Genomic DNA, 25,727 nt, shown 5'->3' with positions numbered 1-25,727 from the left:
GCAGGTCGGGGCGCAGCCTTGTGCCATGGGCTCACTACATTCCGCACTCGTCGCTCTCACCGGCATCTGTGTCGCGATCTTCGTCGTGGCTTGGATCGCGGGCGCCGTCTACTTCGGCGTGAAGAGCGAGGCCGGGTCGCGCGGCTGGGTGCGAGGCCTGCGCCGCACCCTGCCGCAGCGGGCTCTTCTGATCGCGGGCTGCTGCGCGTTCTCCCTCCTGGTCAACCACACCCCGGACTCCTTCTGGCACCACCTCCAGTACTGGCAGCCCGAACTCGCGATCCTGGGCGCCCTGCTCGCCGTCGCCTCCACCGCGCTGCTGCTGTGGGCCCGCTGGGTGCTGGGCGTCATGTGGGCCAGCATCCCGCTGGTCCACGAACACCACGAGCTGCGCACCGACGGCCCGTACCGAATAGTGCGGCACCCCATCTACACCGGGCTCCTCGGCCTGGTCCTCGGCGGGATGCTGGCCTGCGGCTTCGGCATCTGGATCGTCTTCCTGGCCGTCGCAGTGCCTTGGCTGCTGCGCCGGGTGCGTATAGAGGACGGGATGATGGCCGACCGGTTCGGTGCGTCCTACGACGCCTACCGCGCCCGCGTTCCGGCACTCATCCCGTGGACCCGGCCCGCTCAGGCCGGAGCCCGGGCCGTCGGCAGTCGCCAGGGGTAGTCCGGGTCGGTCGTGCGGTTGTCACCGGCGTCAATTTCCGCCCCGAGAGCGGAAGTTGACGGGGTCACCTGTCGGATTGCTGTCATCCCGGTGCCACTGTTGCCCATGTCCACAGCTCGTCACTAACGTGCTCATGGAGATTTCAAAGGGAAATCTGATGGAGGGTCTGCAATGCCCCTGCCAGAACGCCCGGCCACGTTGTCCTCGGCCCGCACGGCGACCGCTCCCGAATCGCTCTGCCCGCCGACGAGGCGCGACCACTCCGGCTGACCGCTGACGCGCACGTGGGCCCAGGTGCCCTGACTCACGAACGACACCTCGCAGGAACAGCGCCCGGCCAAGACGCGTCGCCACGCGACGGCGGCCGTCCTTCCTCACCCTTCACCTGCCACCCCCCACCCTCCTCCAGGCATGTCCCCGCCCGGAGCAGAAGGAGAGTTCCGTGAACTCCACGCACAGTGAGCGTCTGGATTACCTCGTGGTCGGTGCCGGTCCCGCCGGGCTCCAGATCGGGCAGTTACTGCAGGCGGCCGGGCACGGACACCGGATCCTGGAGAGCGGTCACGCCCCCGGCACGTTCTTCGGCACCTTCCCCCGTCACCGCAAGCTGATCTCCATCAACAAGGTGTACAACGGCACCGACGATCCCGAACTGAACCTCCGGATGGACTGGAACTCCCTGCTGTCCCCGGACCCGCACCTGCTCTTCAGCCGTTACAGCAAGCGCTATTTCCCGCATGCCGACGACCTGGTGCGCTATCTCGCCGACTTCGCCGAGACGTTCAAGCTGGACATCGCCTACGACACCCGGGCGGAGCGGATCCGCCGTGACGAGGACGGCTTCACCGTCACGGATCAGCACGGTCACGAACACCGTGCCCGTCGGCTGATCATGGCCACCGGACTGACCCGGCCCAACACCCCCGACATCCCCGGCATCGAGACGGCCGAGGACTACTCCGTCGTCTCCGTGGACCCCGAGGACTTCGTCGACCGGCGCGTCCTGATCATCGGCAAGGGCAACTCCGCCCTGGAGACCGCTGACAACCTTGTCGAGACGGCCGCGGTCATCCATGTCGCCGGCCCGCACTCGGTCCGCATGGCCTGGAACAGCCACTATGTCGGCCATCTCCGCGCGGTCAACAACAACTTCCTCGACACCTACCAACTCAAGTCCCAGAACGCCCTGTTGGACGGAAACGTGCTGTCCGTCGAGAAGGACCCCGACGGCATGTACCGCGTCCGCTTCAGCTTCTCCCGGGCCGACGAGGTCGTGAAGGAACTGCGCTACGACCGGGTGATCGTCTGCACCGGATTCCGCTTCGACGCCTCGGTGTTCGACCCGGGGTGCAGCCCCACCCTGGTCATCGACGACCGGTTCGCCGCCCTCTCCCCGGCGTACGAGTCGGTGAACGTGCCCGGCCTCTACTTCGCCGGAACGCTCATGCAGCAGCGCGACTTCAAGAAGTCCACCGGTGGCTTCATCCACGGCTTCCGGTACGCCGTACGCGCCCTGAGCCGCATCCTCGACGAACGCCATCACGAACAGCCCTGGCCGCACCGGCAGTTGGAGAGCGACCCGGCCGCGCTGGCGGACGCCGTGGTGGCCCGGGTCAACCGCAGTTCGGCACTGTGGCAGCAGTTCGGCGTCATCGGGGACCTGATCGTCACCCCACCCGGCGAACCGGCCGGGTACCACGAGGAGGTGCCGGTCGCGTACGCCCACGAACGCCAACTCCCCGACAGCGGCGACTACTTCACCGTCACTCTGGAGTACGGCCCCGACCACGACAAGGTCGACCCCTTCGACATCACCGTGCGCCGCACCGCCCAGAACTCGGTCGACGACGCCTTCGACGCGGCGTACCTCCACCCGGTGATCCGCCACCACGGCGGCGGTGAACTCCTCGGCACCCATCACATGGCCGAGAACCTGGAGAACCACTGGGACGACCCGGAGGTCCACCACGCCCCGCTGGCCGCGTTCTTCGCCCGCGAGCTGGACCGTCGGCCGACTCCGGCGGGGCGGTGAGCGGCGTGCGGTACACCGTCCGCGACTTCGAGACCGCGGCGCGCGCCGAACTGGACCCCGTGTACGCCGACTTCATCGCCGGCGGGGCACGCGACGAGATCACCGTACGGGCCAACGAGGCGGCGTTCGGGCGGCTTCAGCTGCTGCCCCGGGTGCTGCGGGGAAGTGCCGAGCGGGAGTTGGGCATCAGCCTGCTCGGCAGCCGGGCCAGCCTGCCGGTCCTGATCTCCCCGACCGCCTTCCACAAACTGGTCGATCCGGAGGGGGAGTTGGCGACCGCCCGGGCCGCTGCGGCCGCCGGCGCGATCATGATCGTAGCGATGGCATCCACGGTGGCGGTGGGCGAGATCGCCGACGCGGCCCGCGCGGCCGGAGACGACGTATCCCTGTGGTTCCAGCTCTACATCCAGCCCGACCTGGACATCACCGAGACGCTGGTACGCCGGGCCACCGACGCGGGATGCACCGCGCTGGTGGTCACCGTGGACTCCCCGGTGCTGGGCGCGGGCGAACGCAACAGGCGCAACGGCTTCCACGACCTGCCGCCCGGCCTGCGCTGCGAGAACCTGGTGGACCTGCGCGACGGCGAGCGCGGCCACGTACGCCAGATCGCCATGTCCCCGGAGCTGAACTGGGAGCACGTCGACTGGCTGCGCGGCATCACTTCCCTGCCCATCCTGCTCAAGGGTGTCCTGCACCCCGAGGACGCCCGGCTCGCGGTCCGGCACGGCGTCGACGGGCTGTTGCTGTCCAACCACGGCGGCCGCCAACTCGACACCGTCCCCGCCACGTTGGAGCTGCTGCCGGAGATCCTCGCCGCGGTCGAGGGCCGCATCCCGGTCGTGCTGGACGGAGGCGTACGGCGCGGCACCGACGCGGTCAAGGCGCTGGCGCTCGGCGCGTCCGCGGTGGGCATCGGCCGGCCCGTGATGTGGGCGCTCGCCGAGGGCGGCGAGAAGGGCGTACGGCGTCTCCTCGACCTGCTGCGGGACGAACTCGACGACACCCTGGCCCTGTGCGGGGCCTCCGGACTCGCCGACCTGACACCCGATCTGGTCCGGGTACCCGCGTGGGGTCCTGTCCTTGGTCCCGCCGTGACGCCGGGGGCGGACCGACGATTCGGCGGGGTGGTCGCGTGAGCCCCATCGGTTGGCTCGTCCTGGGTGCGGCCGTGATCCTGGTGGCCGGTCTGCCGTACTGGCTGCCCAGGACCGTGATCGCGCTGCGGGTGCGGATCTTCGCCCGGGTGGGCGGCGAGGAAGGGGTCCGGGCTCCGGGCAAGGAGGTGCCCGCCGAGGAGTTCAAGAGGGTGTACGGGCATCCGGCGGCCAACGGCCGCAGCCGGGGAGCCGCACTCTCCGACCTGTTCTGGTACTGGCTCTCACCGGGCCCGGAGGTGCACCAGGAGCACCTGGAGCCGGGACCGCGCTACGACGACGTGGCCCGGACCACCCGGCAGATCCTGGCCGGGTTGTCCCGCGAGCGGTGGACGGAGCTGGTCGGCCGCTGTACTCGCCGGGTGCTCGACGAACTCGACGGCCACGCGCGCGTGCACCGGGTCAGACTGCGCGACCTGATGATGCCCGTCTGGGCCGAGGTCTACTACGAAGTGGTCTTCCGCGCCCCCTGCCCGCGCCACGTCCGGGACCTGATCACCGGCAACGCGGACGACGTGGTCAGCGCCCTGAAGTGCACCGGCCTGCGCCACATGGACCGCCGGGCCCGCCTCACCGCCCACCTGCGGGACCGGCTCGCGCACGACCCGCCGCCCGTGCCGCTGCCCGCCACGCTCACCCCGCGGGAGCAGGCTTACTACCTCCAGGGCACGTTCTTCAACACCGCGGTCGTGCAGATGTCGGAGGCGATGGCCCATCTGCTGCTGGCCCTCGCGACCCACCCGCCGGTGCAGGACCGTCTGGTGTCCGGAGAGGAGGACCCGGACTTCCTGGACCGGGTGATCAACGAGACGCTGCAGCACTTCCCGCTCTTCGGAGTGGCCCACCGGATCACCTCGGGGGAGATCCCCCGGGACGGGCGCGACCCCATCCCGGCCGGTTCGGTCCTGCTGTTCAACTACCCCGAGTACCAGGGGTCCGGCGGCGACCCGTTCGACCCGGACCGGTGGCTGACCCCGGACACCAGGCCCTCGGCCTTCATCCCGTTCGGGGTGACCGCCAACCGGCCCTGCCCGGCACGCGGTTTCGCCGTCCTCACCATGCGGGTCGCGGCGGAGGAGGTCCTGCGCCGCTTCCGGCTCGACTCCTCGGTGGAACACACCCGTTCGCTGCCCAGCCGCGGTCCCTGCCTGCTGCTCCCGCGCACCGGGGCCGAGGTCCGCAGCCGGACCCGGCTCGCGGCGATGCGCCTCGCCGACAGCTGGGAGGGCGTCTGGCGCAGCCTCGTCCAACTCGTCCTCGGCAGCTACATGGTGTGGGACGCCCGGCGCCAGGGGCTGTGCCGGAACTATTTCGCCGCCTCGTCCGGCGGCTCAGCCACCTCCGTCCCAGCCGGCCGTTGAGAGGACGAGACCATGACTCCCGTGGAGCTCGCTCCCGCCTTCTTCCTGGCCGTCGTCGTGATTCTGCTGACCTGCCGTCTGGTCGTCCTGCTGGCCGGCCGTTTCGGCCAGCCGCCCGTGGTCGGCGAGATGATCGCCGGGGTCCTGCTCGGCCCCTCCCTGTTCGGACTGGTCGCCCCGGGGGCCTCCGCCCACGTCTTCCCGCCCGAGCTGAAGCCGGTGCTGTACGTGGCCGGCCAGATCGGTCTGGTGGCCCTCATGTTCGGTGCCGGTTACGAGTTCCGGGCGCACGCGGGACGCGGCCTGGCCGGCACCGCCGTCGCCGTCTCCTCGGCCGGGGTGGGAATCCCGCTGGCGCTGGGCGTGGGACTGACCCTCGTGGCCCACGGCCATGTCGGCATCTTCGTCGACGGGGTCTCCGTCTGGGTGACGGCGGCGTTCGTCGGCGTCGCGCTGGCGATCACCGCCTTCCCGATGCTGGCCCGGATCATCACCGAACGCGGGCTGGCCGGATCGCGGTTCGGCTCACTCGCCCTGGCCTCCGGGGCCACGGACGACGCCGTCGCCTGGATCATGCTCGCGGGAGTGCTGAGCGTGGCCTCGGGCAAGGTGAGGCCCATCCTGGAGGCCGTCGGCGGCACCGTGCTGTTCGTCGCCGTACTGCTCCTGCTGGGGCGCCGCCTGCTGGCCTGGATCGTGAACCGCCCGGGCCTCGGCGACGACACCCGCCTCCTCTTCACGGTCGCCCTGCTGTTCTGCGCGGCCTGGTTCACCGACATCAGCGGCCTGTACTCCGTGTTCGGGGCGTTCTGCGTGGGGATGGCCATGCCGCGCGGCGAGGCGTCCGAACGGCTGGTGCGGACCACCCAGTCCGTGACCCAGGTGGTGTTCGTGCCGATGTTCTTCACCTACTCCGGACTGAACACCCGCTTCGACGTCTTCTCCGACCCGCCCGTGCTGCTGTTCGGGGCGGCCGCGGTCGTCGTGGCGGTGGCCGGAAAGTTCGGCGGCTGCTGGGCCGCCGCCCGGCTGCGCGGCGAGCCCGGCCCGGTGGCCGTCCGGGTCGGCGCCCTGATGAACGCCCGTGGTCTCATGCAGCTGATCGCGCTCAACATCGGGCTGACGGCCGGCATCGTCAGCGAGGAGCTGTTCACCGCGCTCGTCCTCGTAGCCCTGGTCACCACGGTCATGACGGTTCCGGTACTGAACCGGCTGGACCGCCGCGACACCAGGTCCCGGTCGGCCGAGGAGGCACCCGAGGGAGAGGAAGAGGTGGCCGCGGCGCCGAGCTGAGCGGGCACCGGCAGAGTGATGGACGGCGTGGCGCATCGGGTCCGTGTTCGGCGCCGAGACCGTCACGACGCGCGCGGCGCCGAAGTATTCAACGACCGCGCGGCGCCGAGGGGTTCGATGATCGCGCGGCCCCGAAGGGGCGCCGGCCGACGGGCCGCCGCCCCCGGCCGGGCAGGTCGCCGGCACGGCCGTACGCCTTCCGCGACGAACGGTCTGCGGCGGTGCCTCGGTTGCGCTGCCTCAGCCTTGTCGCCGCAGCGCCGGATGCTCCGCTACGACGGTCGCCGAGCCCGGGGCGATCTCCGTGAAGCCCGCGTCCCTGACCAACGGCAGCCCGCTGCTGGTGAGTTCGGCCCACCGGGCCGGGCCGGCGATGCGGACGGAGAGCGGGAAACCCGCCTGACGCCAAGCGGTCCGGTCCTCGTCCGACAGCTCCCACCAGGCGAGTTGGGCACCGTGGCCGGTCTGGGCCATGGTCTTGCCGGCGGACATGCCGAGGTCGGGGTTCAGCCAGAGCACCGGTGCCGTGGGGTCCGCGTCGGCCGGCGGCTCGGGGTCGTCGAGGTCGGTGCCGGAGACCTGGAGCCGGGCCAGGTCCTTGGGCCAGCCGTCGAGCGGGACGGGCGGGAAGACCCGTACCTCCGCGGACTTGCCGGTCACCGTGATGCCCGGCAGCGCCTCGGCCCGCCGCCACTCGGCCCCGCGCGCCCGCCGGACCACCTTCCGGATGCGCGCGTCCTGCCAGTCCCGCATGACCTGCGCCCACTCCCCGTCCCCGACGGCCCGCTCATCACTCAGGATCGTCAGCACAGCCCGAGCGGCCGTCTCCAGAGCGTCGGTACGGGCCGGCGGAGCATCCCGCTCGATCCGCACAACCAGAGGCAACACGAACTGCGGAGCCTCATCACGCACGGTGGGCTCATTGACGAAGGGGTCGGCGCCGTCGCCGGGAACGGTGGAGTCACTGATCACCCCCTTAGTCTGCCAGCCAAAGGAACGGCTCCCAGAGACACCGCCAAGGGGCCCCACCCCAGGGGCGCGAGGCTGTATCGATGTGCGGCTCCGCCGCGTGGGCGCGACCAGCCACAACGGGCCCGCACCCGCAGAACCATCCGCCACCCCCACGGCGCTCTCGCGAGACGTCGCCCCGCCGTTCACCCCGAGCAGGCGGTGCGCTGCGCCTCCTGCCACTCGCAGACGGGGCACAGCGTGATCCCTTTGTACGACTCCGGGTACTCGGTAGGTTCCTGGCACAGCACACACTCCGCGTACGCCGGCGCCGGCTCTTCGTCGCTCATGAGACCAGCGTACGAGGGGTGCGCGACCCTCAGCCGACCTCAGCGGTGCCGGTCCGTGGCCCCGATCAGCTCGGAGACCTTCACGAACCGGTACCCCTTCTTCCGCAGCTCGGGCACGATCACGCGGACGGCCCGCTCGGTCGCCGGGGCGGCGCTGCGCGTGCAGTGCATGACGACGACCGAGCCGGGCTTCACGCCCTCCAGCACCTGCTGGGCCACGGCGTCCGAGTCCGTCGCGAACGCGTCGCCGCTCACCACGTCCCACTGCACCGCCGTGACACCGACCGCGCTCAGCGCCTTCAGCGCCTGCCGGTCGTAACACCCGCCGGGGAAGCGGAAGTACGGCATCGCGTTCGGCACACCCGCCTTCTTGAACGCCGTGTACGCCCGCTCCACATCCGCCTTCATCCGGTCCGGGGAGACGGTCGGCAGGCCGTAGCAGTCACCGGTGAAGGCGTAGTGGCTGTACGAATGGTTGGCGATCTCGAACTGCGGGTCCCGGCCGATGGCGCGGGCCTCGGCCGGGTACTCGTCCGCCCACCGCCCCGTCATGAACACGGTCGCCGGCACCTTCAGCGTGCGGAGCGTGGAGATGAGCTGCGGATTGTCGAAGTGCTCGCCCTTCGCCGCACGCGGCCCCTCATCGGCGGTCATGTCGGCGTCGAAGGTCAGCGCGACGGTCTTGCCGTCCGCCCGCGGGCCGTTCTTGAAGACCGGGGTCAGACCGGCGGGGCCGGGCGCGAGCGTGGGCGGCCGCGAGATGGCGGCGGAGGGCGCGCTGGGCGCCGGACGGCTGGCATGGGGCGCCGAGGGGGCCCCGCAGGCGGTCAGCACGGCGCCGAGCGCACAGGCGGCGGCGACGTGGCGTACTCGAATGGTCACCGTAGGAACATAAGAGGACAAGCGGAACTATTCGGTCATCGACACGAGTGCGCGGTCAGTCCGAACCCAGCAGCCGCTCCCGGCATGCCTCCACGTCGAAGTCCGCCTTCGGGTACTGCGGATCCAGTGCCGTCAGGTGTTCCAGGAGGAGGCGGCTGATGGCCCAGTTCCGGTACCACTTGCGGTCGGCCGGGATCAGGTACCAGGGGGCGTCCGGGGTGGAGCAGCGGTCGAGGGCGATCTCGTACGCGTGCTGGTACGCGGGCCACAGGGCGCGTTCCGCGATGTCGCCGGGGTTGAACTTCCAGTGCTTGTCCGGGTTGTCGAGGCGTTCGAGCAGGCGGCGCTTCTGTTGGCCGTAGGAGATGTGGAGGAAGCACTTGACGACGGTCACGCCGTCGTCGGTAAGGGATTTCTCGAAGCGGTTGATCCGGGTGTAGCGGTCGTTGATCTCGCGGTGCGGGGCGAGTTCGCGGACGCGGGCGATGAGGACGTCCTCGTAGTGGGAGCGGTCGAAGATGCCGATCTCGCCGGGGTGGGGGAGGGCGCGCTTGATGCGCCAGAGGAAGTCGTGCTTCCGCTCTTCCGGCGTGGGCGCCTTGAAGGCGCTGATCCGGCAGCCGGAGGGGTTGAACAGGCCGATGACGTGCTTGACGGTGCCGCCCTTGCCGCTGGTGTCCATGCCCTGGAGGACCAGGAGGAGGCGTCGGCTGTCGCCGGCCGTGCTCGCCGCCCAGAGGCGTTCTTGCAGGTCGGCCAGGTGTTCGCCCATCCGGGCGGTGTCCTTGAGGCCGGCGGCCTTGTCGGCGGGGCCGCCGGTGGTGGCCGCGGCGTCGTAGGAGAGGTCGACCGGGCGGCCGGCGGGGACGCGCAGCAGGTCGGCGAGGGGGACCGCGTCGCCCTTCTTGCCGCTCTTGCGCTTCGCGCCCTTCCCGGCCATGGGGCACCCCTTCCTGTCGGCTCCCTCGATCCTGCGGCGCGGGGGCCGTGCCCGCCAGTCAGCGGGCGGGACTACGGGTCCACCGCGGGCGGTGGCGGCACGGGAGGCTGCTGTTGCGGCTGTGCCCGCTCCAAGAAGCGCAGCAGTTCCACCGGGAAGGGCAGCACGAGCGTCGAGTTCTTCTCGGCCGCGACCGCCACCACCGTTTGCAGCAGCCGGAGTTGGAGCGCGGCGGGCTGTTCGGACATCTGCTCGGCGGCCTCGGCGAGTTTCTTCGAGGCCTGCAACTCGGCGTCCGCGTTGATGATCCGGGCCCGCCGCTCACGGTCGGCCTCGGCCTGCCGGGCCATCGAGCGCTTCATCGTCTCGGGCAACGACACGTCCTTGATCTCGACGCGGTCGATCTGCACGCCCCAGCCCACAGCCGGGCTGTCGATCATCAACTCCAGCCCCTGGTTGAGCTTTTCGCGGTTGGAGAGCAGGTCGTCGAGGTCGCTCTTGCCGATGATCGAGCGCAGTGACGTCTGGGCCATCTGCGAGACCGCGAAGCGGTAGTCCTCGACCGTGACGATCGCGTCGGCCGCGTTGACGACCTTGAAGTAGACGACCGCGTCGACGCGCACGGTCACGTTGTCGCGCGTGATGCCTTCCTGTGCGGGGACCGGCATCGTCACGATCTGCATGTTGACCTTGCGCAGCCGGTCCACGAACGGGATGACCATGGTGAAGCCGGGTGCGCGGACCTCGCCGGCCACCCGCCCGAGGCGGAACACCACCCCGCGTTCGTACTGCTTGACGACCCTGGCCGCCGCAGCGACGTAGACCACGCACGCGGAACCGGCCGCCGCGCCCGCCACCAGCAGTTCCTGAAGCATCCTGACCCCCTAGCGGAGAGGCCTTTCGTCTGCTCCTGCAAGGGTATGCCTGGTGCCTGCTCCGGGGCCACGATCACCCCGGAGCAGGCACCGGCGCCGCTACTTCACGGCCGTGGCCCCGACCGCCGTGACCTTCACCGGCTCGGTGCCGGCCGCGCTGTGCCGCTCGGCCCAGTTCTCCAGGGCCGTACGGCAGGCGTGGTCGAGGTGGTGCAGGCCGGAGAGGTGCAGTTCGACCGGGCGGTCCTGGGGGAGTGCCTCCAGGCTGTCGAGGATCTTCGGCAGCCGCAGGAAGGTCGCGTTGCCCGACAGGTACGCCTGGACCGGGCCCGCGCCCTTGTCGACGACCTCCAGCTTGATGTGCGAGGCCTCCCACGCCGTCTTCGCGACGGCCAGCGCGAGGCCGATGAGCACGCCCTCGAACATGCTGACCGCGACGATCGACAGGGCCGTGACGACCAGGATCAGCGCCTCGCCCCGGTGCTCGCGCCACAGCGACACGATCTCCCGGACGGGGATGAGCTTGGCGCCGGCGTGCACCAGGATGCCCGCCAGGGCGGGGATCGGGATGTACGCGAGGACGTTCGGCAGCAGCGCCGCGAACAGCAGCAGCCATACGCCGTGCATGACCCGGGACGCCTTCGTCCGCGCGCCCGCCTGCACGTTCGCCGCGCTGCGTACGATCACCGCCGTCATCGGCAGCGCGCCGAGCATCCCGCACAGCGCGTTGCCCGCGCCCTGCGCCACCAACTCCTTGTCGTACTGGGTGCGTTGACCGGAGTGCAGCCGGTCGACTGCCGCCGCGCTGAACAGCGACTCCGCGGACGCGATCAACGTGAACGCGACGATCGTGCCCAGCACCCCGACCTGCGCCAGCTCACCGAACGCACTCAGCGGCGGCGGCTGCAACGAACCGAGCAGCCCCTGCACTTCGACGGTCGCCACCGGCAGCCCGAACGCGAGCGCCGCGAGCGTAGCCAGCCCTACGGCGGCCAACGGACCCGGCACCGTACGGACCTTGGCGGGCATCCGCTTCCACAGCACCAGTACGGCGATGGTGGCGGCACCCAGCGCGAGCGAGGCCAATGCCTGCGTGTTCCCGACGGTGTCGATGAGCGCGCCGGGCAGCTGGGCTATCTTGTCCACCCCCGAGGCGGGGGCCTTCGCTCCCGCCACCGAGTACAACTGCCCGGCGATCAGCACCAGTCCGATGCCGGCCAGCATGCCCTCGACGACCGAGACCGAGATGGCCCGGAAGTAGCGCCCCAACTTCAGGACGCCCATGGCGATTTGAAGCACACCGGTGGTGAGCACGATGACTCCGAGGGCGGGCAGCCCGTACTCCCGCACCGCCTCGAAGACCAGCACGGTCAGCCCGGCGGCGGGCCCGGACACCTGGAGGCTGCTGCCCCGCATGAATCCGGTGACGAGCCCGCCCACGATGCCGGTGACCAGGCCGAGTTCGGCCGGCACACCGGAGGCGACGGCCACGCCCACGCAGAGCGGGAGCGCGACCAGGAACACCACGAGCGAGGCCGCGAAGTCCTGCCGTAGATAAGGGAACTTGGTCTTTTCGTTGTTCTTCTTCAGGTCCATGGCGCGACTCACAGGGCCTCGAACTGGTCGGTGTCCGCGCTGTGTTCGAGCACGGCACCGGTGTGCACCTCGTAGTACCAGCCGTGCACCCGCAGCCGTCCGTCCGCCAACCGCCGCTCCACACAAGGGTAGGAGCGCAGTCGCAGCAACTGGGCGAGTACGTGGTTCTGCACGGCTCCGGCGACCGTCGGGTCGTCGATGTCGCTCGGGGCGGGTTCGTCGGCGGCGTGCGCGAGCCAGTCGCGCACGGCCGGGACGGCGGCGAGGTCGTCGCCGCGCACCAGGGCGCCGACGGCACCGCAGTGGGAGTGGCCGCAGACGACGACGTCCTGGACGCCGAGCACCTCCACGGCGTACTCGATGGTGGCCTCCTCGCTGGTGGGGTTGCCGGAGGCGTACGGCGGGACGATGTTGCCTGCGGTGCGCAGTTCGAAGAGCTGGCCGGGGCGGGCGCCCGTGATCAGGGCCGGGACGACCCGGGAATCGGAGCAGGTGATGAACAGCACCTGCGGGGACTGGCCTTCAGCGAGTTTGGCGAACTCCTCAGGGCGTTGTCCGAACGTACGGGCGTTGTCGATGAGGGGCTGCATGGCGTGTTGGTTCCTCCTGGCGCGCCCTCTGGGCGCGTCGGGCTTGCATGACAGTGTGCGTGGGGGATGTGACTGCCTGCTCAGCTCTCAGCAGCGGAAGACCTGAAGTGCCGCCGGAGTGTGTGCTGTCGAGGATCTCGATGTGCGGTGCAGCGGCGTGCCGGGCGCCACCGATGTGCGTACGGCCGCCGGGTCCTCGGTGAGGAGCGGGCGTTCGGGCGTCTCGGGTCCGCAGTCCGCGGAGCGGTAACGGTCGCGCAGGCGCAGCGGGACGGTGGGAGTGCCGGAGGCGCCGCAGTCGCGGAAGGTGATGGTCTCGGCGCGCAGGGCCTTGCCGCTGAGCTTGAACCCGGGCTGTGCCTTGGCCTCCGCATGACGCGCTGTGTGCGCGGGTGCGAAGGATTCCATGGATGCGAAGAACTGGAGGGCGAACAGGACGGCAGTGAGCAGCGCCACGACGGTCCGAGCCGTCTTACCTCGGAACATGCGCCCCCCTTCAGCCCGTTCGTGTTCCTAGTACAGACCAAGGTCAGGTCAACGGCTGGTCAAGTAACACGGTAACCCGGTGAAGTTGTTTGCAGGGTTAACGCGGCGTTTCCGATGCGAGAGAGCGTGAAAAGCGCGCTTGGGCTGGCGTGAACTAAGCGGTTTTGACGAGGTCCTTGGCGTCCCGGGCCAGTGCGGTGAGGCGGGAGATCGCGCGGAAGTACTTCTTGCGGTAGCCGCCGTTCAGCATCTCCTCGCTGAACAGCTGGTCGAAGGGCAACCCCGAGGCCAGGACGGGCACTTCACGGTCGTAGAGCCGGTCGGCGAGGACGACGAGCCGCAGCGCGGTCGACTGGTCGGGTATCGGCTGGACGTCGGTGAGGCAGACGGCCTTGAGGTCGTCGGTGAGGGCGCCGTAGCGGCTGGGGTGGACCTTGGCGAGGTGGGCGAGGAGGTGCGGGAAGTCGTCGAGGGAGGCGCCCGGGGTGGCGTACGCCGCCTTCGTCACCTGCTCGTCGGAGAACGGGGCCGGGGCCTCCGGCAGGCCGCGGTGGCGGTAGTCGTCGCCGTCGATGCGCAGCGAGCGGAAGTGCGCGGACAGGCCCTGGATCTCGCGCAGGAAGTCGACGGACGCGAAGCGGCCCTCGCCGAGCTTGCCCGGCAGGGTGTTGGAGGTGGCGGTGAGCGCCACGCCCGCGTCGACCAGCTTGCCGAGCAGGGTCGACACGAGGACGGTGTCGCCCGGGTCGTCCAGCTCGAACTCGTCGATGCACAGCAGTCGGTGGCCGGAGAGAGTCTGCACCGTCTTCTGGAAACCGAGCGCGCCGACCAGGTTCGTCAGCTCGACGAAGGTGCCGAAGGCCTTGAGCGCGGGCTCGGCCGGGGTCGCGTGCCAGAGGGAGGCGAGGAGGTGGGTCTTGCCGACGCCGTAACCGCCGTCGAGATAGACGCCACGAGGACCGGCCGGGGTCCTGGCCGCCTTGCCCTTGCCGAAGCCCAGGAAGCCGCGCTTGGCGGTGCCGGCGGAGTGCGCCCCGCCGAGCCCGGCGGCGAAGGCCTCCAGGACGCCGACCGCCTCGGTCTGGCTGGGCTGGTTCGGGTCCGGGATGTACGTGGCGAAGCGCACCGAGTCGAAGCGCGGCGGCGGCACCATCTCGGCGACCAGCCGGTCCGCGGGGACGTACGGCTCACGGGCGCACAGGGACAGCGGGGCCGCGTCTGCTATCGGGCTGATCCCGGAGGCGGCGGAGGAGGATGACACGGTTCATCAGTCTAGGGCCTGTCTGATAAACCCCGTCGCCGCCCGGAGGGGGGCCCGCGGCGTCAGGTGTGTGCATGGTGTCGCGGGGCTGGGGGCACCTCCCACGCCCTTGAGGCAGTGGGGGAGGGAATTATCAGACAGGCCCCAGGGGGCGTGCCACACTGCACGGCATGCGACGCCTGTTCCCCGTGACCGACGAAACAGCAGCCCAGGCCTCGAACGGGGCCCCCGATGCGCGTGGGGCGGACCGGGAGTGGGGGCTCGCGGAGCTGGCGGAGGCGTACGCCTACCCCGCCGGGAGCGCCCCCTGGCTGCGCGCCAACATGGTGTCCACGCTCGACGGGGCCGGTCAGCACGAGGGCCGCTCGCAGCCCATCTCCGGTGACGCCGACATGCGGATCTTCGGCACGCTGAGGGCGCTGGCCGATGTCGTGGTCGTCGGTGCGGAAACGGTACGCCAGGAGGGCTATCGGCCCGCACGCGCGCGTGCGGAGTTCGCGGCGGCACGCACGCGTGCCGGGCAGGCGCCCGCCCCCGTGATCGCGGTCGTCACCGCGAGCCTCGACCTCGACTTCTCGCTTCCGCTTTTCACCTCACCCCTGGTGCCGACGCTGATCCTGACGGGCGCCCAGGCGGCGCAGGACCGGGTCGCGGCCGCCGAGAAGGCGGGCGCCCGGGTGGTGGTCGCCGGTGACGGCGCGGGGGTGGACCCCGCACGGGCCGTGGAGGCGCTGGCGGCCCTGGGGCACACCCGGTTGCTGACCGAGGGCGGGCCGCGGCTGCTGGGGCAGTTCGTGGCCACCGGGGTGCTCGACGAGCTGTGTCTGACCCTCTCGCCGATGCTGGTGGCGGGGGAGGCGCAGCGGATCTCCGACGGGCCGTCGGTCAGGGTTCCCCAGCGCTTCGAACTGGTGTCCCTGCTGGAAGAGGCCGGGTTCCTGTTCGGTCGCTACCGTCGGTCCTGAGTGCGGGCGGAATGATCCGTTCCGTTTGTCTTTCGACGGGCACACTAAATCCGGCAGTACCCGTGCGATCACGGGGCAGGATGGTTTCCGCAGGGCCTGGACGGCCTACGGAGGAGAGAGGGCCCGAGGGTCCTCGAAGGAGAAGGGGCGCCTGGTGTTCACAAGCGTACTGATGATCGAGAAGGCCCTTACGTCCGCCGACGTGGAGTTCGTCACCACCTTGCACGGTGACGAGACCGTCTCCTTCCACGTGTTGCTCCAGCCCCGCGGCGACCAGGCGGACCGCCTGCTGCGGGCCATCGACGACGTCGCCCTCGGCGAACTCGACGAAGCGGCACACGAACGGGAGACACCCGAAGGCAAGGACGCGGCGGCACTCGGCACGCAGGCTCTGGAGGTGTCCCTGACGGCCCTGCACGCGGCCGGCAGCGAGGCGCAGGGGCGGCTCATCGAGGACCACCCGCTGGACGCGCTGAAGACCCTCGTGGACGAGATCGGCGCGGACGAGGTGATCGTGCTGACCGATCCCCACTACGTGGAGGAGTTCTTCCACCGGGACTGGGCCTCGCGCGCCCGTCACAAGGTCGGCGTACCGGTGCTGAAGCTGTTCTCGCACAGCAAGGAGTAGCGGTCGGCGGGGCGGCCGGCGGGTGTCCGTGATTGTCAGTGGCACCGCATAGGCTTGCCGCTGAACGTCCGCCGCATCAACCGTGATCAGTCGGTCGTCATCAGTCGTACGAGCACGCACGCACAGGGAGACACGCATGGCACCCGGCCTTCCCACCGCCATGGACCGACCGCACTTCATCGGCATCGGCGGGGCCGGGATGTCGGGGATCGCCAAGATCCTCGCGCAGCGCGGGGCGAAGGTGGCGGGCAGCGACGCCAAGGACTCCCCGACCGCCGAAGCCCTGCGCTCCCTGGGCGCCACCGTGCACATCGGGCACGCCGCGGAGCACCTCGCCGACGACGCCACCTGCGTGGTCGTGTCGTCGGCGATCCGCAAGGACAACCCCGAGCTGGCCCGCGCGGCCGAGCTGGGCATCCCGGTCGTCCACCGTTCGGACGCGCTGGCCCGCCTGATGGACGGGCTGCGCCCGATCGCCGTAGCGGGCACGCACGGCAAGACCACCACGACGTCGATGCTCGCGGTGTCGCTGACCGAGCTGGGCCTCGACCCGTCGTACGCGATCGGCGGCGACCTGGACGCCCCGGGTTCGAACGCGCTGCACGGCGACGGCGAGATCTTCGTCGCCGAGGCCGACGAATCGGACCGCAGCTTCCACAAGTACGCCCCCGAGGTCGCGATCGTCCTCAACGTGGAGCTCGACCACCACGCCAACTACGCGTCCATGGAAGAGATCTACGAGTCCTTCCAGACCTTCGCGGACCGGATCGTGCCGGACGGCACCCTGGTGATCTCGGCGGACCACGCGGGCGCGCGGGAGCTGACCCGACGGGTGTCTTCCGGTTCGGTGAAGACGGTGACCTACGGAGAGGCGGAGGACGCCGACGTCCGCATCCTCTCCGTGGTCGCGCAGGGCCTGAAGAGCGAGGTGACCGTCCTCCTCGGCGGTGAGGAACTCACCTTCACCGTCTCGGTCCCCGGCCGGCACTACGCGAGCAACGCGGTCGCGGCCCTCGCCGCGGGCGTCGCACTCGGCATCCCCGCCGCGGAACTGGCACCCGCGCTCGCCGCGTACACCGGAGTGAAGCGGCGCCTCCAGCTCAAGGGCGAGGCGGCCGGCGTCCAGGTGATCGACTCCTACGCCCACCACCCCACAGAGATGACGGCCGACCTGGAGGCGATGCGCGCGGCGGCCTCCTCCGCGCGGCTGCTGGTCGTCTTCCAGCCCCACCTCTTCTCCCGCACCCAGGAACTCGGCAAGGAGATGGGCCAGGCCCTCGCCCTCGCGGACGCGTCGCTGGTCCTGGACATCTACCCGGCCCGCGAGGACCCGATCCCCGGCATCACCAGCGACCTGATCATCGAGGCCGCACGCGCCGCGGGCGCCGACGTGACCCCGGTCCACGACAAGGCGGACGTACCCGAGGCCGTCGCGGGAATGGCGAAGCCCGGTGATCTGGTTCTCACCATGGGAGCGGGCGATGTGACTGACCTCGGCCCGCGGATCCTGGACCGTCTCGCGAAGTAAGGGGCTGAGCTGCATGTCGTACGACGTCGAAAAGCCGGACGAGGAATGGCGCGCGGAGCTGAACCCGGCCGAGTACGCGGTGCTGCGGCAGGCCGGCACGGAGCCCGCCTTCGTCGGTGAGTACACCGACACCAAGACGAAGGGCGTCTACTCCTGCCGGGCCTGTGGCGCCGAACTCTTCACCTCCACCGAGAAGTTCGAGTCCCACTGCGGCTGGCCGTCCTTCTACGACCCGAAGGACACCGACGCGGTCGAACTGATCCAGGACCGCTCGCACGGGATGGTGCGCACCGAGGTGCGGTGTGCGCGGTGCGGGTCGCACCTCGGTCACGTCTTCGAGGGCGAGGGGTACGCGACGCCTACCGATCAGCGGTACTGCATCAACTCCATCTCCCTGCGGCTGACGCCTGAAGAGGGCTGACGCGGGCAAGTCGCCTGGTAGCGGATGGCTTTGTACTTACTGGATTGCCAGAGCGCTCCAGGACAGCGAGCCGGCCCCACGCATGTGCGCGGGGCCGGCTTTTTGCTTCGGTGTGGCGTTCCGTTGTCCGCTGGTCGATCACTTCGTCTGGGCGAGCCAGACCGCGTCGGGGCCGGCCGGGAAGCGCAGCTGGCCGGTCGTGTCGTGTGCGGCGCGCCACACCGTCTCGGCGACGTCGCTCTCCTTGGTGAACAGGTCCTGGCCCGTGAAGGAGTCCATGGTCTTCTTCGCCCACTGTGCGTAGGGCGCCGGGACCAGCTCGTCCACCGAGGAGCCGTTCGTCGCGCTGGCGGCGAAGTTGGTCGTCAGGCAGGCACCCGGCTCGACCGTCTTCGCCCGCACGCCGAAGGGCGCGAGTTCGAGCGAGAGGGACGCGGTGAACCCCTCGACGGCCATCTTGCTCGCCTTGTAGACGGCCGAGAGGGGCATGTGGCCCAGCACCACGCTGGAGGTCACGTTGACCACCACGCCGGAGCCCCGCTCGCGGAACTGGGGGAGCACAGCCTGCGTCGTCGCCATCACACCGAACGTGTTGGTCTCGAAGACGTCCCGCACCCGGGTCATGGGGGTGCCCTCGAACACGCCGATCGACGGGACGCCCGCGTTGTTGACCAGGACGTCGATGGGCCCCGCCGCCTCGAACGCGGCGGTGATGGTCTCGGGCTTGGTCACGTCGAGTTCGACGACGCGCAGCCGGTCGGACTCGGGCAGGACACCCGCACGCGGGCTGCGCATCGTGGCGATGACGTTCCACCCCTGCGAGTGGAAGTGGAGGGCGGTCGCCCGCCCGTATCCGGATGAGGCACCGGTGATCAGAACTGTCTTCATTGCTGCGATCCTCGCGATGTGATGGGATCCGCCACGAGCAGGCATTTTCCTACTCGGCGGAAGAACTTCTGATCCCAGTACATCGCTCTTACCTGCGGAGATAGTAGAAGCATTCTCCCCATTGCTTGCACGATCCTCTTCCGTGCTCCGGTTCCGTTCAGGGCAGGATGCCTGCAGGGGTGCGCGCGATGTTCCGCAGGCGGGCCGCGTCCCGGCTCGGGGGTTCGCCGAACTGGCGGCGGTACTCGCGGCTGAACTGCGACGGGTTGTCGTAGCCGACGCGCTGCCCGACCCCCGTGACGTCTCCGGGGTGGGTGGCCAGCAGCAGCCGGGCCTCCTGGAGGCGGATCTGTTTCTGGAACTGGATGGGGCTCATCGCGGTCACCGCCTGGAAGTTGCGGTAGAAGGCGGAGACGCTCATGCCGGACAGCCGCGCCACGTCCTCGACCCGGAACGGCTGCGCGTAGTGCTCACGGATCCAGCGCACAGCCCGGGAGACATGGCTGAGGCCGCTGTCGGCCAGGCCGAGCTGGCGTACCGTCGCGCCCTGCTCGCCGGTGATCAGCCGCCACAGGATCTCGCGCTTGGCCAGCGGGGCCAGGACGGCCCGGTCGCGGGGCTGGTCGAGCAGGCGCAGCAGCCGGACCACCGTGTCGAGCAGGGCGGCCGGGGCGTCGCTGACGGCGATCCCCGACGGCGTGCCTCCACCGGCGCGGGGGAGGTCGCCGGGACCGGCCTGCAGCAGGAGTTCGGCGACGGCGGACGGTTCCAGGGTGAGGCCGAAACCGAGGGCCGGCCGTTCGGGGTCGGCCTGGGTGAACTGCCCGGTGACGGGCAGGTCGACGGATGCGACCAGGTACTGCCCGGGGCCGTACTCGTAGACCCGCTCGCCCAGCGCGAGGCGTTTGGCGCCCTGGGCGATGACGGCGACCACCGTGCCGGACATGGAGGGCGCGGGCGGATCCGGCCGGTCGACCTTCGAGATCAGGACGCCGTCGATGGCGGTGGTCCAGTCGGGCCGGGCGTGCCGGTCCAGCAGGGTGCGGAACTCTTCCAGGGACATGGGCCCATTGCAGCACCCCGCCGCCGTTCTGCTCCCGAACCCGCGAGGATCGTGCAAGTGTCCGCGAGCATCGTTCTAACGTTTCCGCAGGTCAGTGGCCTTGAATGGAATCAGCTCACTCCGTGCACTCCATTCACCCCGTCACTGCGAAGGAGAACTTCATGCTTGCCGACTACGGATTCAACGCCACGCTGACCGCCAAGCCCGGGATGGGCAGCCGGCTGGTCGACCTGCTGCTGACCGGCCTGGACGAGGGCAGCCCCGGTGCGAGCGAGCACTGCGTCGTCTACCTCGTCTCCCGTTCCGCGTCCGACCCCGACGTCGTCCATGTCACCGAGGGCTGGACCAGCGAGGAGGACCACCACCGGATCTTCGCCGGCGAGGCCGCCCAGGCCATCGTGGCGCGGATCGCCGGGCTGCTGGCCAAGGAGTCCGAGTACACCGACTACGTCCCGGTCCTCGGCAAAGCCGCCTTCTGATCCCCGGACCCATTTGCCGATCCGCTTGACCCGCTACCCGGCCACCTGCCCAGACGCCCCGTCTTCGTTCGTCCGGTTTTCGTCCGTCCGGCACCACACCACGAAAGGCCCACGCCATGACCCCGGCACGTCCCGCCCTGGACCCCGAACTGCAAGAGCTGCTGGCCGACATGCCCCTCATGTCCCAGCTCACCCCGGAACTTCTCGCGCAACTACGACGGCTCTCCTCGGCGCCCGTCGACTCGCTCCTGGCACACCGGCAGGTCGAACGGCGCGAGGTCAGCGTGTCGGCCGAGGACGGTGCCCCGATCCGCCTGTCGGTCTTCAGCCCCGCGCGCACCGATCGCACCGTCGGCGCCCCCTGCGTCTACTGGATCCACGGTGGAGGGATGGTCATGGGCGACCGCTTCTCGCAGATCGACATCCCGCTGGAATGGCTCGACGAGTTCGGCGCGGTCGTTGTCTCCGTGGACTACCGGCTCGCACCGGAAGTCACCGGCACCACCCTCGTCGACGACTGCTACCAAGGTCTGCTCTGGACCGTCGAACACTCCGAGGAACTGGGCATCGACCCCACCCGGATCATCGTCGCGGGCGCCAGCGCCGGTGGCGGCCTCGCTGCCGGTCTCACCCTGATGGCACGCGACCTCGGCGCCCCGGCGATCGCCGCGCAGATGCTGATCTGCCCCATGCTCGACCACCGCAACATCACCACCTCCAGCCGCCAGTACTCCGGCGTGCCCGGTGTCTGGACCGGCGAGATGAACGAGTTCGGCTGGCGAGCCGTACTCGGCGACCTCACCGACGACGAGGTGTCCGCGTACGTTTCACCCGCCCGGGCCGAGGACCTCTCGGGCCTGCCGACCACCTACATCGACGCCGGCTCCGCAGAAGTCTTCCGCGACGAGGACACCGACTACGCCACCCGCATCTGGGCGGCCGGCGGCCAGGCCGAACTCCACGTCTGGGCAGGCGGGTTCCACGGCTTCGACGCGCTGTATCCGCAGGCGGACATCTCGGCCACGGCCCGCCGAACCCGCACCGACTGGCTCAGCCGGCTCCTGCTCGGTCATCCGCTCAACTCCCGTGACCACGACCTGCGTTGACGGAACGTCGTAGACCGTCCCCAGCTGTGCGCCGGGCGTGAACGCCGTCTCCAGATACCAGGCGGCCTCCGGTCCGGCGGCCGGCCGGGCGTCCCCGAACCACTCCATGTCCCGTCCCTCCCCTGCCGTCCGGCTGGATGGTCAAAGGAGAAGGTACGTGGGGCCACTGACAGAGGTACGTGGGGCCACTGACATCGAGCCGGTGCACAGACATCGAACCGAGTGCATCGACATCGAACCGCGTGCTACGACCCGGTCGTCCCGAAGGTGACCTTGTAGTAGCAGGCCCCCTTGCACGGCATCGTCGCCCCGTCGTCGAAGGCGTACGAATAGGCGTACGGGGCGGCCCGCTTGAAGACCTGGGTGTAGTCGACCGGCCACTTCGAGGGGGCGCAGTTGTCGCGGCCCGCCCAGGCGCCGCGGCAGCAGTACGTGTCGCCGCCGAACGCCGCGCAGGGCGGCTTGCAGCCGACGACCTGGCCGCCCGACACCGCCTGCATCGCGGTGGGGCAGCCGACGTCCGACGTGCAGACACCCTTGTAGCAGCCCGAGGAACTGACCGGGTCGACCGTCGTGGTGTGCGAGATGTTGATGTACATCGGCAGGTTCGAGCCGTCGACCATGCTCACGTCGTAGAAATCCATCCCGGCATACGCGTCGAACGTGAACTCACCCAGTGTGGTGGGCGGGTTGGCGCCCTCGCACACGCTGGTGCAGTCGCCGGTCGCGCAGTGGCCGGCGGCCGTGGAGGTACAGCCCGTACGGCCCCAGATGCGGCCGCCCCAGTTGTTCGCCACGGTCACCGACAGGCTCTGGCCCGGGGCGAGTTGGCGGCCCGCGGGGTAGATGGACGTGTTGGTGACGACCGCCCAGACCGTCTTCGGGGTGCGGTTGACGACCGTGATCAGGCGTTTGCCGGCGGGGGCCGTCGAGGCGTGGGGTGTCGGTTCAACTGCCTTGGTGGTGGGCTTGCTTGTGCCCTTCTTCGAGACGGCGGTCTTGGGGGACGGAGAGGCCGAGGTGCTGTGACTCGGGGAAGGCGAAGGCGCGGGCGAGGCGCTTCGGGACACGGCCGGGCGCGCGGCCGTGTCCTGGTGGGCCGTCGTGCGGGTGCCGCTCGTTCCGGACGGAGTCCACACGCTGTAGGCGATCAGCACGGTGGCGGCCGTGGCGAGGGCGGCCGCCGCGACGTACCACCAGCGTCGGCGGTGCCGCCGTGGGTTCGCGCCGAGTCTTCTGCGTCCTCGTGCCATGGTCCTCGCGCCTTCCTGATGCTCTTCGGATGCGGCCCAGTTGCGGTCCAGCTGCGGTCCAGATCTGGTCCCGATGCGGTCCTGCCTATCGGTGACCTGTTCGGCGACGGCCCGACAACATAAATTCGGACTCGACCGGCTGATTTCTTTTGTTGTCCTGTTTTCTGTAGTCCTTGCGCGCGTCGGCGGTCTCCGAAGCAGAGAGATGCCACGGCCGGACCACACGCGGAGGAACGAACGCAGATGACCGAGAAGCCCAGGAGTGGACCCGACGCGGGCGTGGTGAGCGCCGCGTGCGCGGGTGACCGGCAGGCCCTGGATCACCTGCTGACGCTGTGCCTGCCGCTGGTCTACAACATCGTCGGCCGGGCCCTGAACGGTCACGCCGATGTCGATGACGTCGTACAGGAGACGCTGTTGCGCATGGTGCGGGGGCTGCCGAAGCTGCGGGATCCCGCCGCGTTCCGGTCGTGGCTGGTGGCCATCACGATCCGACAGGTACGGGACCGTGAGCAGACACGGGCCGCCGATCGCGACCGCAGGGCGCACCTGGAGGACGCGGAGGCGATCACCGACCCCGCGCTCGACTTCGCCGGACTGACCATCCTGCGGCTGGGGTTGACCGAGCAGCGCCGTGAGGTCGTCGAGGCCACGCGCTGGCTCGACCCCGATGACCAGGAACTGCTGTCCCTGTGGTGGCTGGAGGAGACCGGCGAACTCGAACGGGCCGAACTCGCCGGTGCGTTGGGGCTCTCCGACCGGCACGCCTCCGTCCGCGTGCAGCGCATGAAGAAGCAGATGGAGGTCTCGCGGGTGGTGGTGCGGGCGCTGGCCGCCGCACCGCGCTGTGCGGAACTGGAGGAGACGGCCTCGACGTGGGACGGCACGCCAAGTGCCTTGTGGCGTAAGCGGTTTGCCCGGCACATACGTGGGTGCGGGGTGTGCCAGGGGCTCGACGCGGGGCTGCTGCCGATGGACCGGCTGCTGAGCGGGCTTCCGTTGGTGGCCGTGCCGGCGGGACTTGACCCGGCGCGGGTGCTCAACACCGTTACGGGGGAGGGTGGTTCGTCCTCGCCGGCGGACCAACCCGGGCAGTCCGCGCGCCGGGGTCCACGTCGGCGGCACGGGCGCCGGTCCGGTCGTATCGGCGGCAAGCAGGTCGTGGGTGGTTCGGCGGCCGTCGCTGTCGCCGTGGTGGCGGCGCTGGTCGCGCCCCGGCTGACCGGGGGTTCCTCTTCTACGACGGCTGCGGCATCGGCATCGCCCGCTCCGGTGGTCAGCGTCTCCCCGAGCCCTACACCCTCGGCCTCTCCGAGCGCGTCGCCGAGCGCGTCCCCGACGCCGAAGGCCGAGCCGAGTCCCTCTCCCTCGAAGCACACCGCCGCCGCCCCCGCGCACATCGCCTCCGGCGCCAAGAAGGGGGTCGGGGTGTGGACGTTCGGCGGGGTGAGTCAGGCGCTCGCCGCGAGCGGGGCGAGTTGGTACTACACCTGGTCCACGCAGCACTCGGGTGTCACCACCCCCTCGTCGGGGTCGTTCGTGCCCATGATCTGGGGAGCGAAGTCCGTCACCGACTCCTCGCTGGCCCAGGCCCGGGCGTACGGGCCCTATCTGCTCGGGTTCAACGAACCGGACATGGCGCAGCAGTCGAACATGACGGTCGAGCAGGCGCTGGAGTTGTGGCCCCAGCTCATGGCGGCGGGCAAGATCCTGGGCAGCCCCGCGGTCGCCTACGGCGGGGACACGGCGGATGGCTGGCTGGACCGGTTCATGTCCGGGGCCGAGGCGAAGGGGTACCGGGTCGACTTCATCACGCTGCACTGGTACGGCGGCGACTTCCGCACCCCGCAAGCCGTCGAGCAGCTGAAGTCGTACCTGGCCGCGGTGTACGCGCGCTACCACAAGCCGATCTGGCTCACCGAGTACGCGCTGATCGACTTCTCCCAGGGGACCCGTTTCCCGTCCGCGCAGCAACAGGCCGATTTCGTCACCGCGTCCACCAAGGCGCTGGACGGGCTGTCGTACGTACAGCGCTACGCGTGGTTCGGGCTGGGCGCGGATCCGTCGAAGCCGAGCAGTGGGCTCTTCACGGACGGTACGACGACCACCGCTGCGGGCCGGGCCTTCCAGTCCGCGGACTGATCCGGCCCGGCTGCACGCGGAGTCAGGGACTCACGCCCCAGGTGATGCGGTACCCGCACTCTCCCGAGCAGGTGAGCACGCTGGTCGCGTCGTCGTTGACGTAGGAGTACGCGAAGGGCTCGGCCTTCTTGAACACGGCCGCCGAGTCGACGGGCCAGGAGGACGGGACGCACTGGGGCCGTGCCGCGTAGGCGCCCGTGCAGCAGGTCTGGTCCGTCTTGAACACCAGGCAGGCGCTCAGGCAGGCCACGACACGGCCGTCCCGGACGCGCTGGCGTGTGGTGGGGCAGGTCGCGTTGGCGTCCCGGGTGCAGCCGGCGGCGGAGCAGCCGTTCGCGTCGATCTTGTCGTGGGACGAGCCGCCGTAACTGTTGATCCACATCGGCAGGTTGTTGCCCTCGACCAGGCTGACGTCGTAGAAGTCCATGCCGTTCCAGGCGTTCAGGTTGAACTCGGCCAGCGTGGAGGGGAATTCGCCCCAGGTCGAGCCGCACTGGAAACGGCCGCAGTCGCCGGTCAGGCAGTGGCCGTCGCCGGACGCGTCGAAGGAGCAACCGGTACGCGCCCACACCCGGACGTCCCAGTGGTCGGGGACGGCGAAGCTGAGGCTCGCCCCGGGCTTCAGCACCCAACCCGTCGCCCCCACAGGGTGTTTGGGGTCCGCCGCGATCGCCGGCCAGATCGTCCGGTCGAGGCGGTTGACGAGGGTGACGGTCCGCTTGCCGACGGGCGCGGCCTTCGGCTGACCGGCCGCGCGGGACGGCGAGGCGCTCGCCTCGGACGGCTTCCGTGCGTCAGGGGTGGGCGAGGGGG

Annotated in this window: 25 protein-coding genes; 12 read left to right on the top strand and 13 right to left on the bottom strand. The window is 70.2% G+C overall.

Annotated elements, in window-relative coordinates:
* Positions 1–25: 25 nt before the first annotated feature.
* The 5 genes from AC31A1_RS09450 (at position 26) to AC31A1_RS09430 (ending at position 6,513) form a co-directional block, all read left to right on the top strand.
* A complete protein-coding gene (locus AC31A1_RS09450) occupies positions 26–670 on the top strand; it encodes a methyltransferase family protein (protein WP_489652812.1) in 645 nt (214 codons plus the stop codon).
* Positions 671–1,112: 442 nt separating this feature from the next.
* Positions 1,113–2,702, top strand: coding sequence for an NAD(P)-binding domain-containing protein (locus AC31A1_RS09445; RefSeq protein ID WP_489652811.1), 1,590 nt, complete (start codon positions 1,113–1,115; stop codon positions 2,700–2,702).
* A 5-nt stretch (positions 2,703–2,707) separates the two neighbouring features.
* A complete protein-coding gene (locus AC31A1_RS09440) occupies positions 2,708–3,841 on the top strand; it encodes an alpha-hydroxy acid oxidase (RefSeq protein ID WP_489652810.1) in 1,134 nt (377 codons plus the stop codon).
* Positions 3,838–5,220, top strand: a complete 1,383-nt coding sequence (locus AC31A1_RS09435) for a cytochrome P450 (RefSeq protein WP_489652809.1) — start codon at positions 3,838–3,840, stop codon at positions 5,218–5,220. Before AC31A1_RS09440 ends, AC31A1_RS09435 begins: the two co-directional genes overlap by 4 nt.
* A 12-nt stretch (positions 5,221–5,232) precedes the next feature.
* Positions 5,233–6,513 (top strand): cation:proton antiporter, encoded by a 1,281-nt coding sequence (locus tag AC31A1_RS09430; protein ID WP_489652808.1) that lies wholly within the window; start codon positions 5,233–5,235, stop codon positions 6,511–6,513.
* 240 nt (positions 6,514–6,753) lie between these two features.
* Here the strand turns inward: AC31A1_RS09430 and AC31A1_RS09425 are convergent, their stop codons facing one another.
* The 9 genes from AC31A1_RS09425 to zapE form a co-directional block, all read right to left on the bottom strand.
* The gene (locus AC31A1_RS09425; RefSeq protein ID WP_489652807.1) at positions 6,754–7,485 is read right to left on the bottom strand and encodes an aminoacyl-tRNA hydrolase; all 732 of its coding nucleotides are present in this window, start codon (positions 7,483–7,485) and stop codon (positions 6,754–6,756) included.
* A 182-nt stretch (positions 7,486–7,667) separates the two neighbouring features.
* Entirely contained in the window at positions 7,668–7,811 is a 144-nt protein-coding gene (locus AC31A1_RS09420) for a hypothetical protein (RefSeq protein WP_317888587.1), read from the bottom strand.
* A 39-nt stretch (positions 7,812–7,850) separates the two neighbouring features.
* On the bottom strand, positions 7,851–8,693 hold the full coding sequence (locus AC31A1_RS09415; protein ID WP_489652806.1) for a polysaccharide deacetylase family protein: 843 nt from the start codon (positions 8,691–8,693) through the stop codon (positions 7,851–7,853).
* A gap of 55 nt (positions 8,694–8,748) precedes the next feature.
* Positions 8,749–9,633 carry a PPK2 family polyphosphate kinase gene (locus AC31A1_RS09410; RefSeq protein ID WP_489652805.1) on the bottom strand — a complete coding sequence of 295 codons (885 nt, stop codon included), beginning with the start codon at positions 9,631–9,633 and terminating at the stop codon, positions 8,749–8,751.
* Between the two features lie 71 nt (positions 9,634–9,704).
* Complete coding sequence (locus AC31A1_RS09405) at positions 9,705–10,508, bottom strand: slipin family protein (RefSeq protein ID WP_489652804.1); 804 nt, start codon at positions 10,506–10,508, stop codon at positions 9,705–9,707.
* A gap of 99 nt (positions 10,509–10,607) precedes the next feature.
* Positions 10,608–12,104 carry a SulP family inorganic anion transporter gene (locus AC31A1_RS09400; protein WP_489652803.1) on the bottom strand — a complete coding sequence of 499 codons (1,497 nt, stop codon included), beginning with the start codon at positions 12,102–12,104 and terminating at the stop codon, positions 10,608–10,610.
* An 8-nt stretch (positions 12,105–12,112) separates the two neighbouring features.
* Entirely contained in the window at positions 12,113–12,694 is a 582-nt protein-coding gene (locus AC31A1_RS09395; protein ID WP_489652802.1) for a carbonic anhydrase, read from the bottom strand.
* 87 nt (positions 12,695–12,781) lie between these two features.
* The gene (locus tag AC31A1_RS09390) at positions 12,782–13,180 is read right to left on the bottom strand and encodes a hypothetical protein (RefSeq protein ID WP_489652801.1); all 399 of its coding nucleotides are present in this window, start codon (positions 13,178–13,180) and stop codon (positions 12,782–12,784) included.
* Positions 13,181–13,334: 154 nt separating this feature from the next.
* A complete protein-coding gene (gene zapE / locus AC31A1_RS09385) occupies positions 13,335–14,441 on the bottom strand; it encodes a cell division protein ZapE (protein ID WP_489652800.1) in 1,107 nt (368 codons plus the stop codon).
* Between the two features lie 170 nt (positions 14,442–14,611).
* Here zapE and AC31A1_RS09380 point away from each other — a divergent pair, with 170 nt between their 5' ends.
* The 4 genes from AC31A1_RS09380 (at position 14,612) to msrB (ending at position 17,983) form a co-directional block, all read left to right on the top strand.
* A complete protein-coding gene (locus AC31A1_RS09380; protein ID WP_489652799.1) occupies positions 14,612–15,406 on the top strand; it encodes a pyrimidine reductase family protein in 795 nt (264 codons plus the stop codon).
* A 154-nt stretch (positions 15,407–15,560) separates the two neighbouring features.
* Positions 15,561–16,034 (top strand): indole-3-glycerol phosphate synthase, encoded by a 474-nt coding sequence (locus AC31A1_RS09375; RefSeq protein WP_327400594.1) that lies wholly within the window; start codon positions 15,561–15,563, stop codon positions 16,032–16,034.
* Positions 16,035–16,170: 136 nt separating this feature from the next.
* Positions 16,171–17,562 carry a UDP-N-acetylmuramate--L-alanine ligase gene (murC, locus tag AC31A1_RS09370; protein ID WP_489652798.1) on the top strand — a complete coding sequence of 464 codons (1,392 nt, stop codon included), beginning with the start codon at positions 16,171–16,173 and terminating at the stop codon, positions 17,560–17,562.
* A 13-nt stretch (positions 17,563–17,575) separates the two neighbouring features.
* Entirely contained in the window at positions 17,576–17,983 is a 408-nt protein-coding gene (msrB, locus tag AC31A1_RS09365) for a peptide-methionine (R)-S-oxide reductase MsrB (protein WP_403584613.1), read from the top strand.
* A gap of 138 nt (positions 17,984–18,121) precedes the next feature.
* Here msrB and AC31A1_RS09360 read toward each other — a convergent pair whose 3' ends face one another.
* Together AC31A1_RS09360 and AC31A1_RS09355 are read right to left on the bottom strand one after the other, a co-directional pair.
* Positions 18,122–18,871 carry an SDR family oxidoreductase gene (locus AC31A1_RS09360; protein WP_489652797.1) on the bottom strand — a complete coding sequence of 250 codons (750 nt, stop codon included), beginning with the start codon at positions 18,869–18,871 and terminating at the stop codon, positions 18,122–18,124.
* 157 nt (positions 18,872–19,028) lie between these two features.
* Positions 19,029–19,934 (bottom strand): AraC family transcriptional regulator, encoded by a 906-nt coding sequence (locus tag AC31A1_RS09355; RefSeq protein ID WP_489652796.1) that lies wholly within the window; start codon positions 19,932–19,934, stop codon positions 19,029–19,031.
* 161 nt (positions 19,935–20,095) lie between these two features.
* Between AC31A1_RS09355 and AC31A1_RS09350 the strand changes: the two genes are divergently transcribed.
* Both AC31A1_RS09350 and AC31A1_RS09345 read left to right on the top strand, forming a co-directional pair.
* Positions 20,096–20,413, top strand: a complete 318-nt coding sequence (locus AC31A1_RS09350) for a putative quinol monooxygenase (protein WP_393754227.1) — start codon at positions 20,096–20,098, stop codon at positions 20,411–20,413.
* Positions 20,414–20,529: 116 nt separating this feature from the next.
* The gene (locus AC31A1_RS09345; protein WP_489652795.1) at positions 20,530–21,519 is read left to right on the top strand and encodes an alpha/beta hydrolase; all 990 of its coding nucleotides are present in this window, start codon (positions 20,530–20,532) and stop codon (positions 21,517–21,519) included.
* A gap of 245 nt (positions 21,520–21,764) precedes the next feature.
* Here the strand turns inward: AC31A1_RS09345 and AC31A1_RS09340 are convergent, their stop codons facing one another.
* Positions 21,765–22,772, bottom strand: coding sequence for a thaumatin family protein (locus AC31A1_RS09340; protein ID WP_489652794.1), 1,008 nt, complete (start codon positions 22,770–22,772; stop codon positions 21,765–21,767).
* 243 nt (positions 22,773–23,015) lie between these two features.
* On the opposite strand from AC31A1_RS09340, the gene AC31A1_RS09335 reads away from it, so the two are divergent.
* Positions 23,016–24,914, top strand: a complete 1,899-nt coding sequence (locus AC31A1_RS09335) for a sigma-70 family RNA polymerase sigma factor (RefSeq protein ID WP_489652793.1) — start codon at positions 23,016–23,018, stop codon at positions 24,912–24,914.
* A gap of 22 nt (positions 24,915–24,936) precedes the next feature.
* Here AC31A1_RS09335 and AC31A1_RS09330 read toward each other — a convergent pair.
* Positions 24,937–25,727: thaumatin family protein (locus tag AC31A1_RS09330; RefSeq protein ID WP_489652792.1), on the bottom strand; the 791-nt coding region annotated here is incomplete at its 5' end.

It is taken from the genome of Streptomyces sp. P5F9 (assembly GCF_057961495.1).
This window is presented reverse-complemented; position numbering and strand designations above follow the sequence as displayed.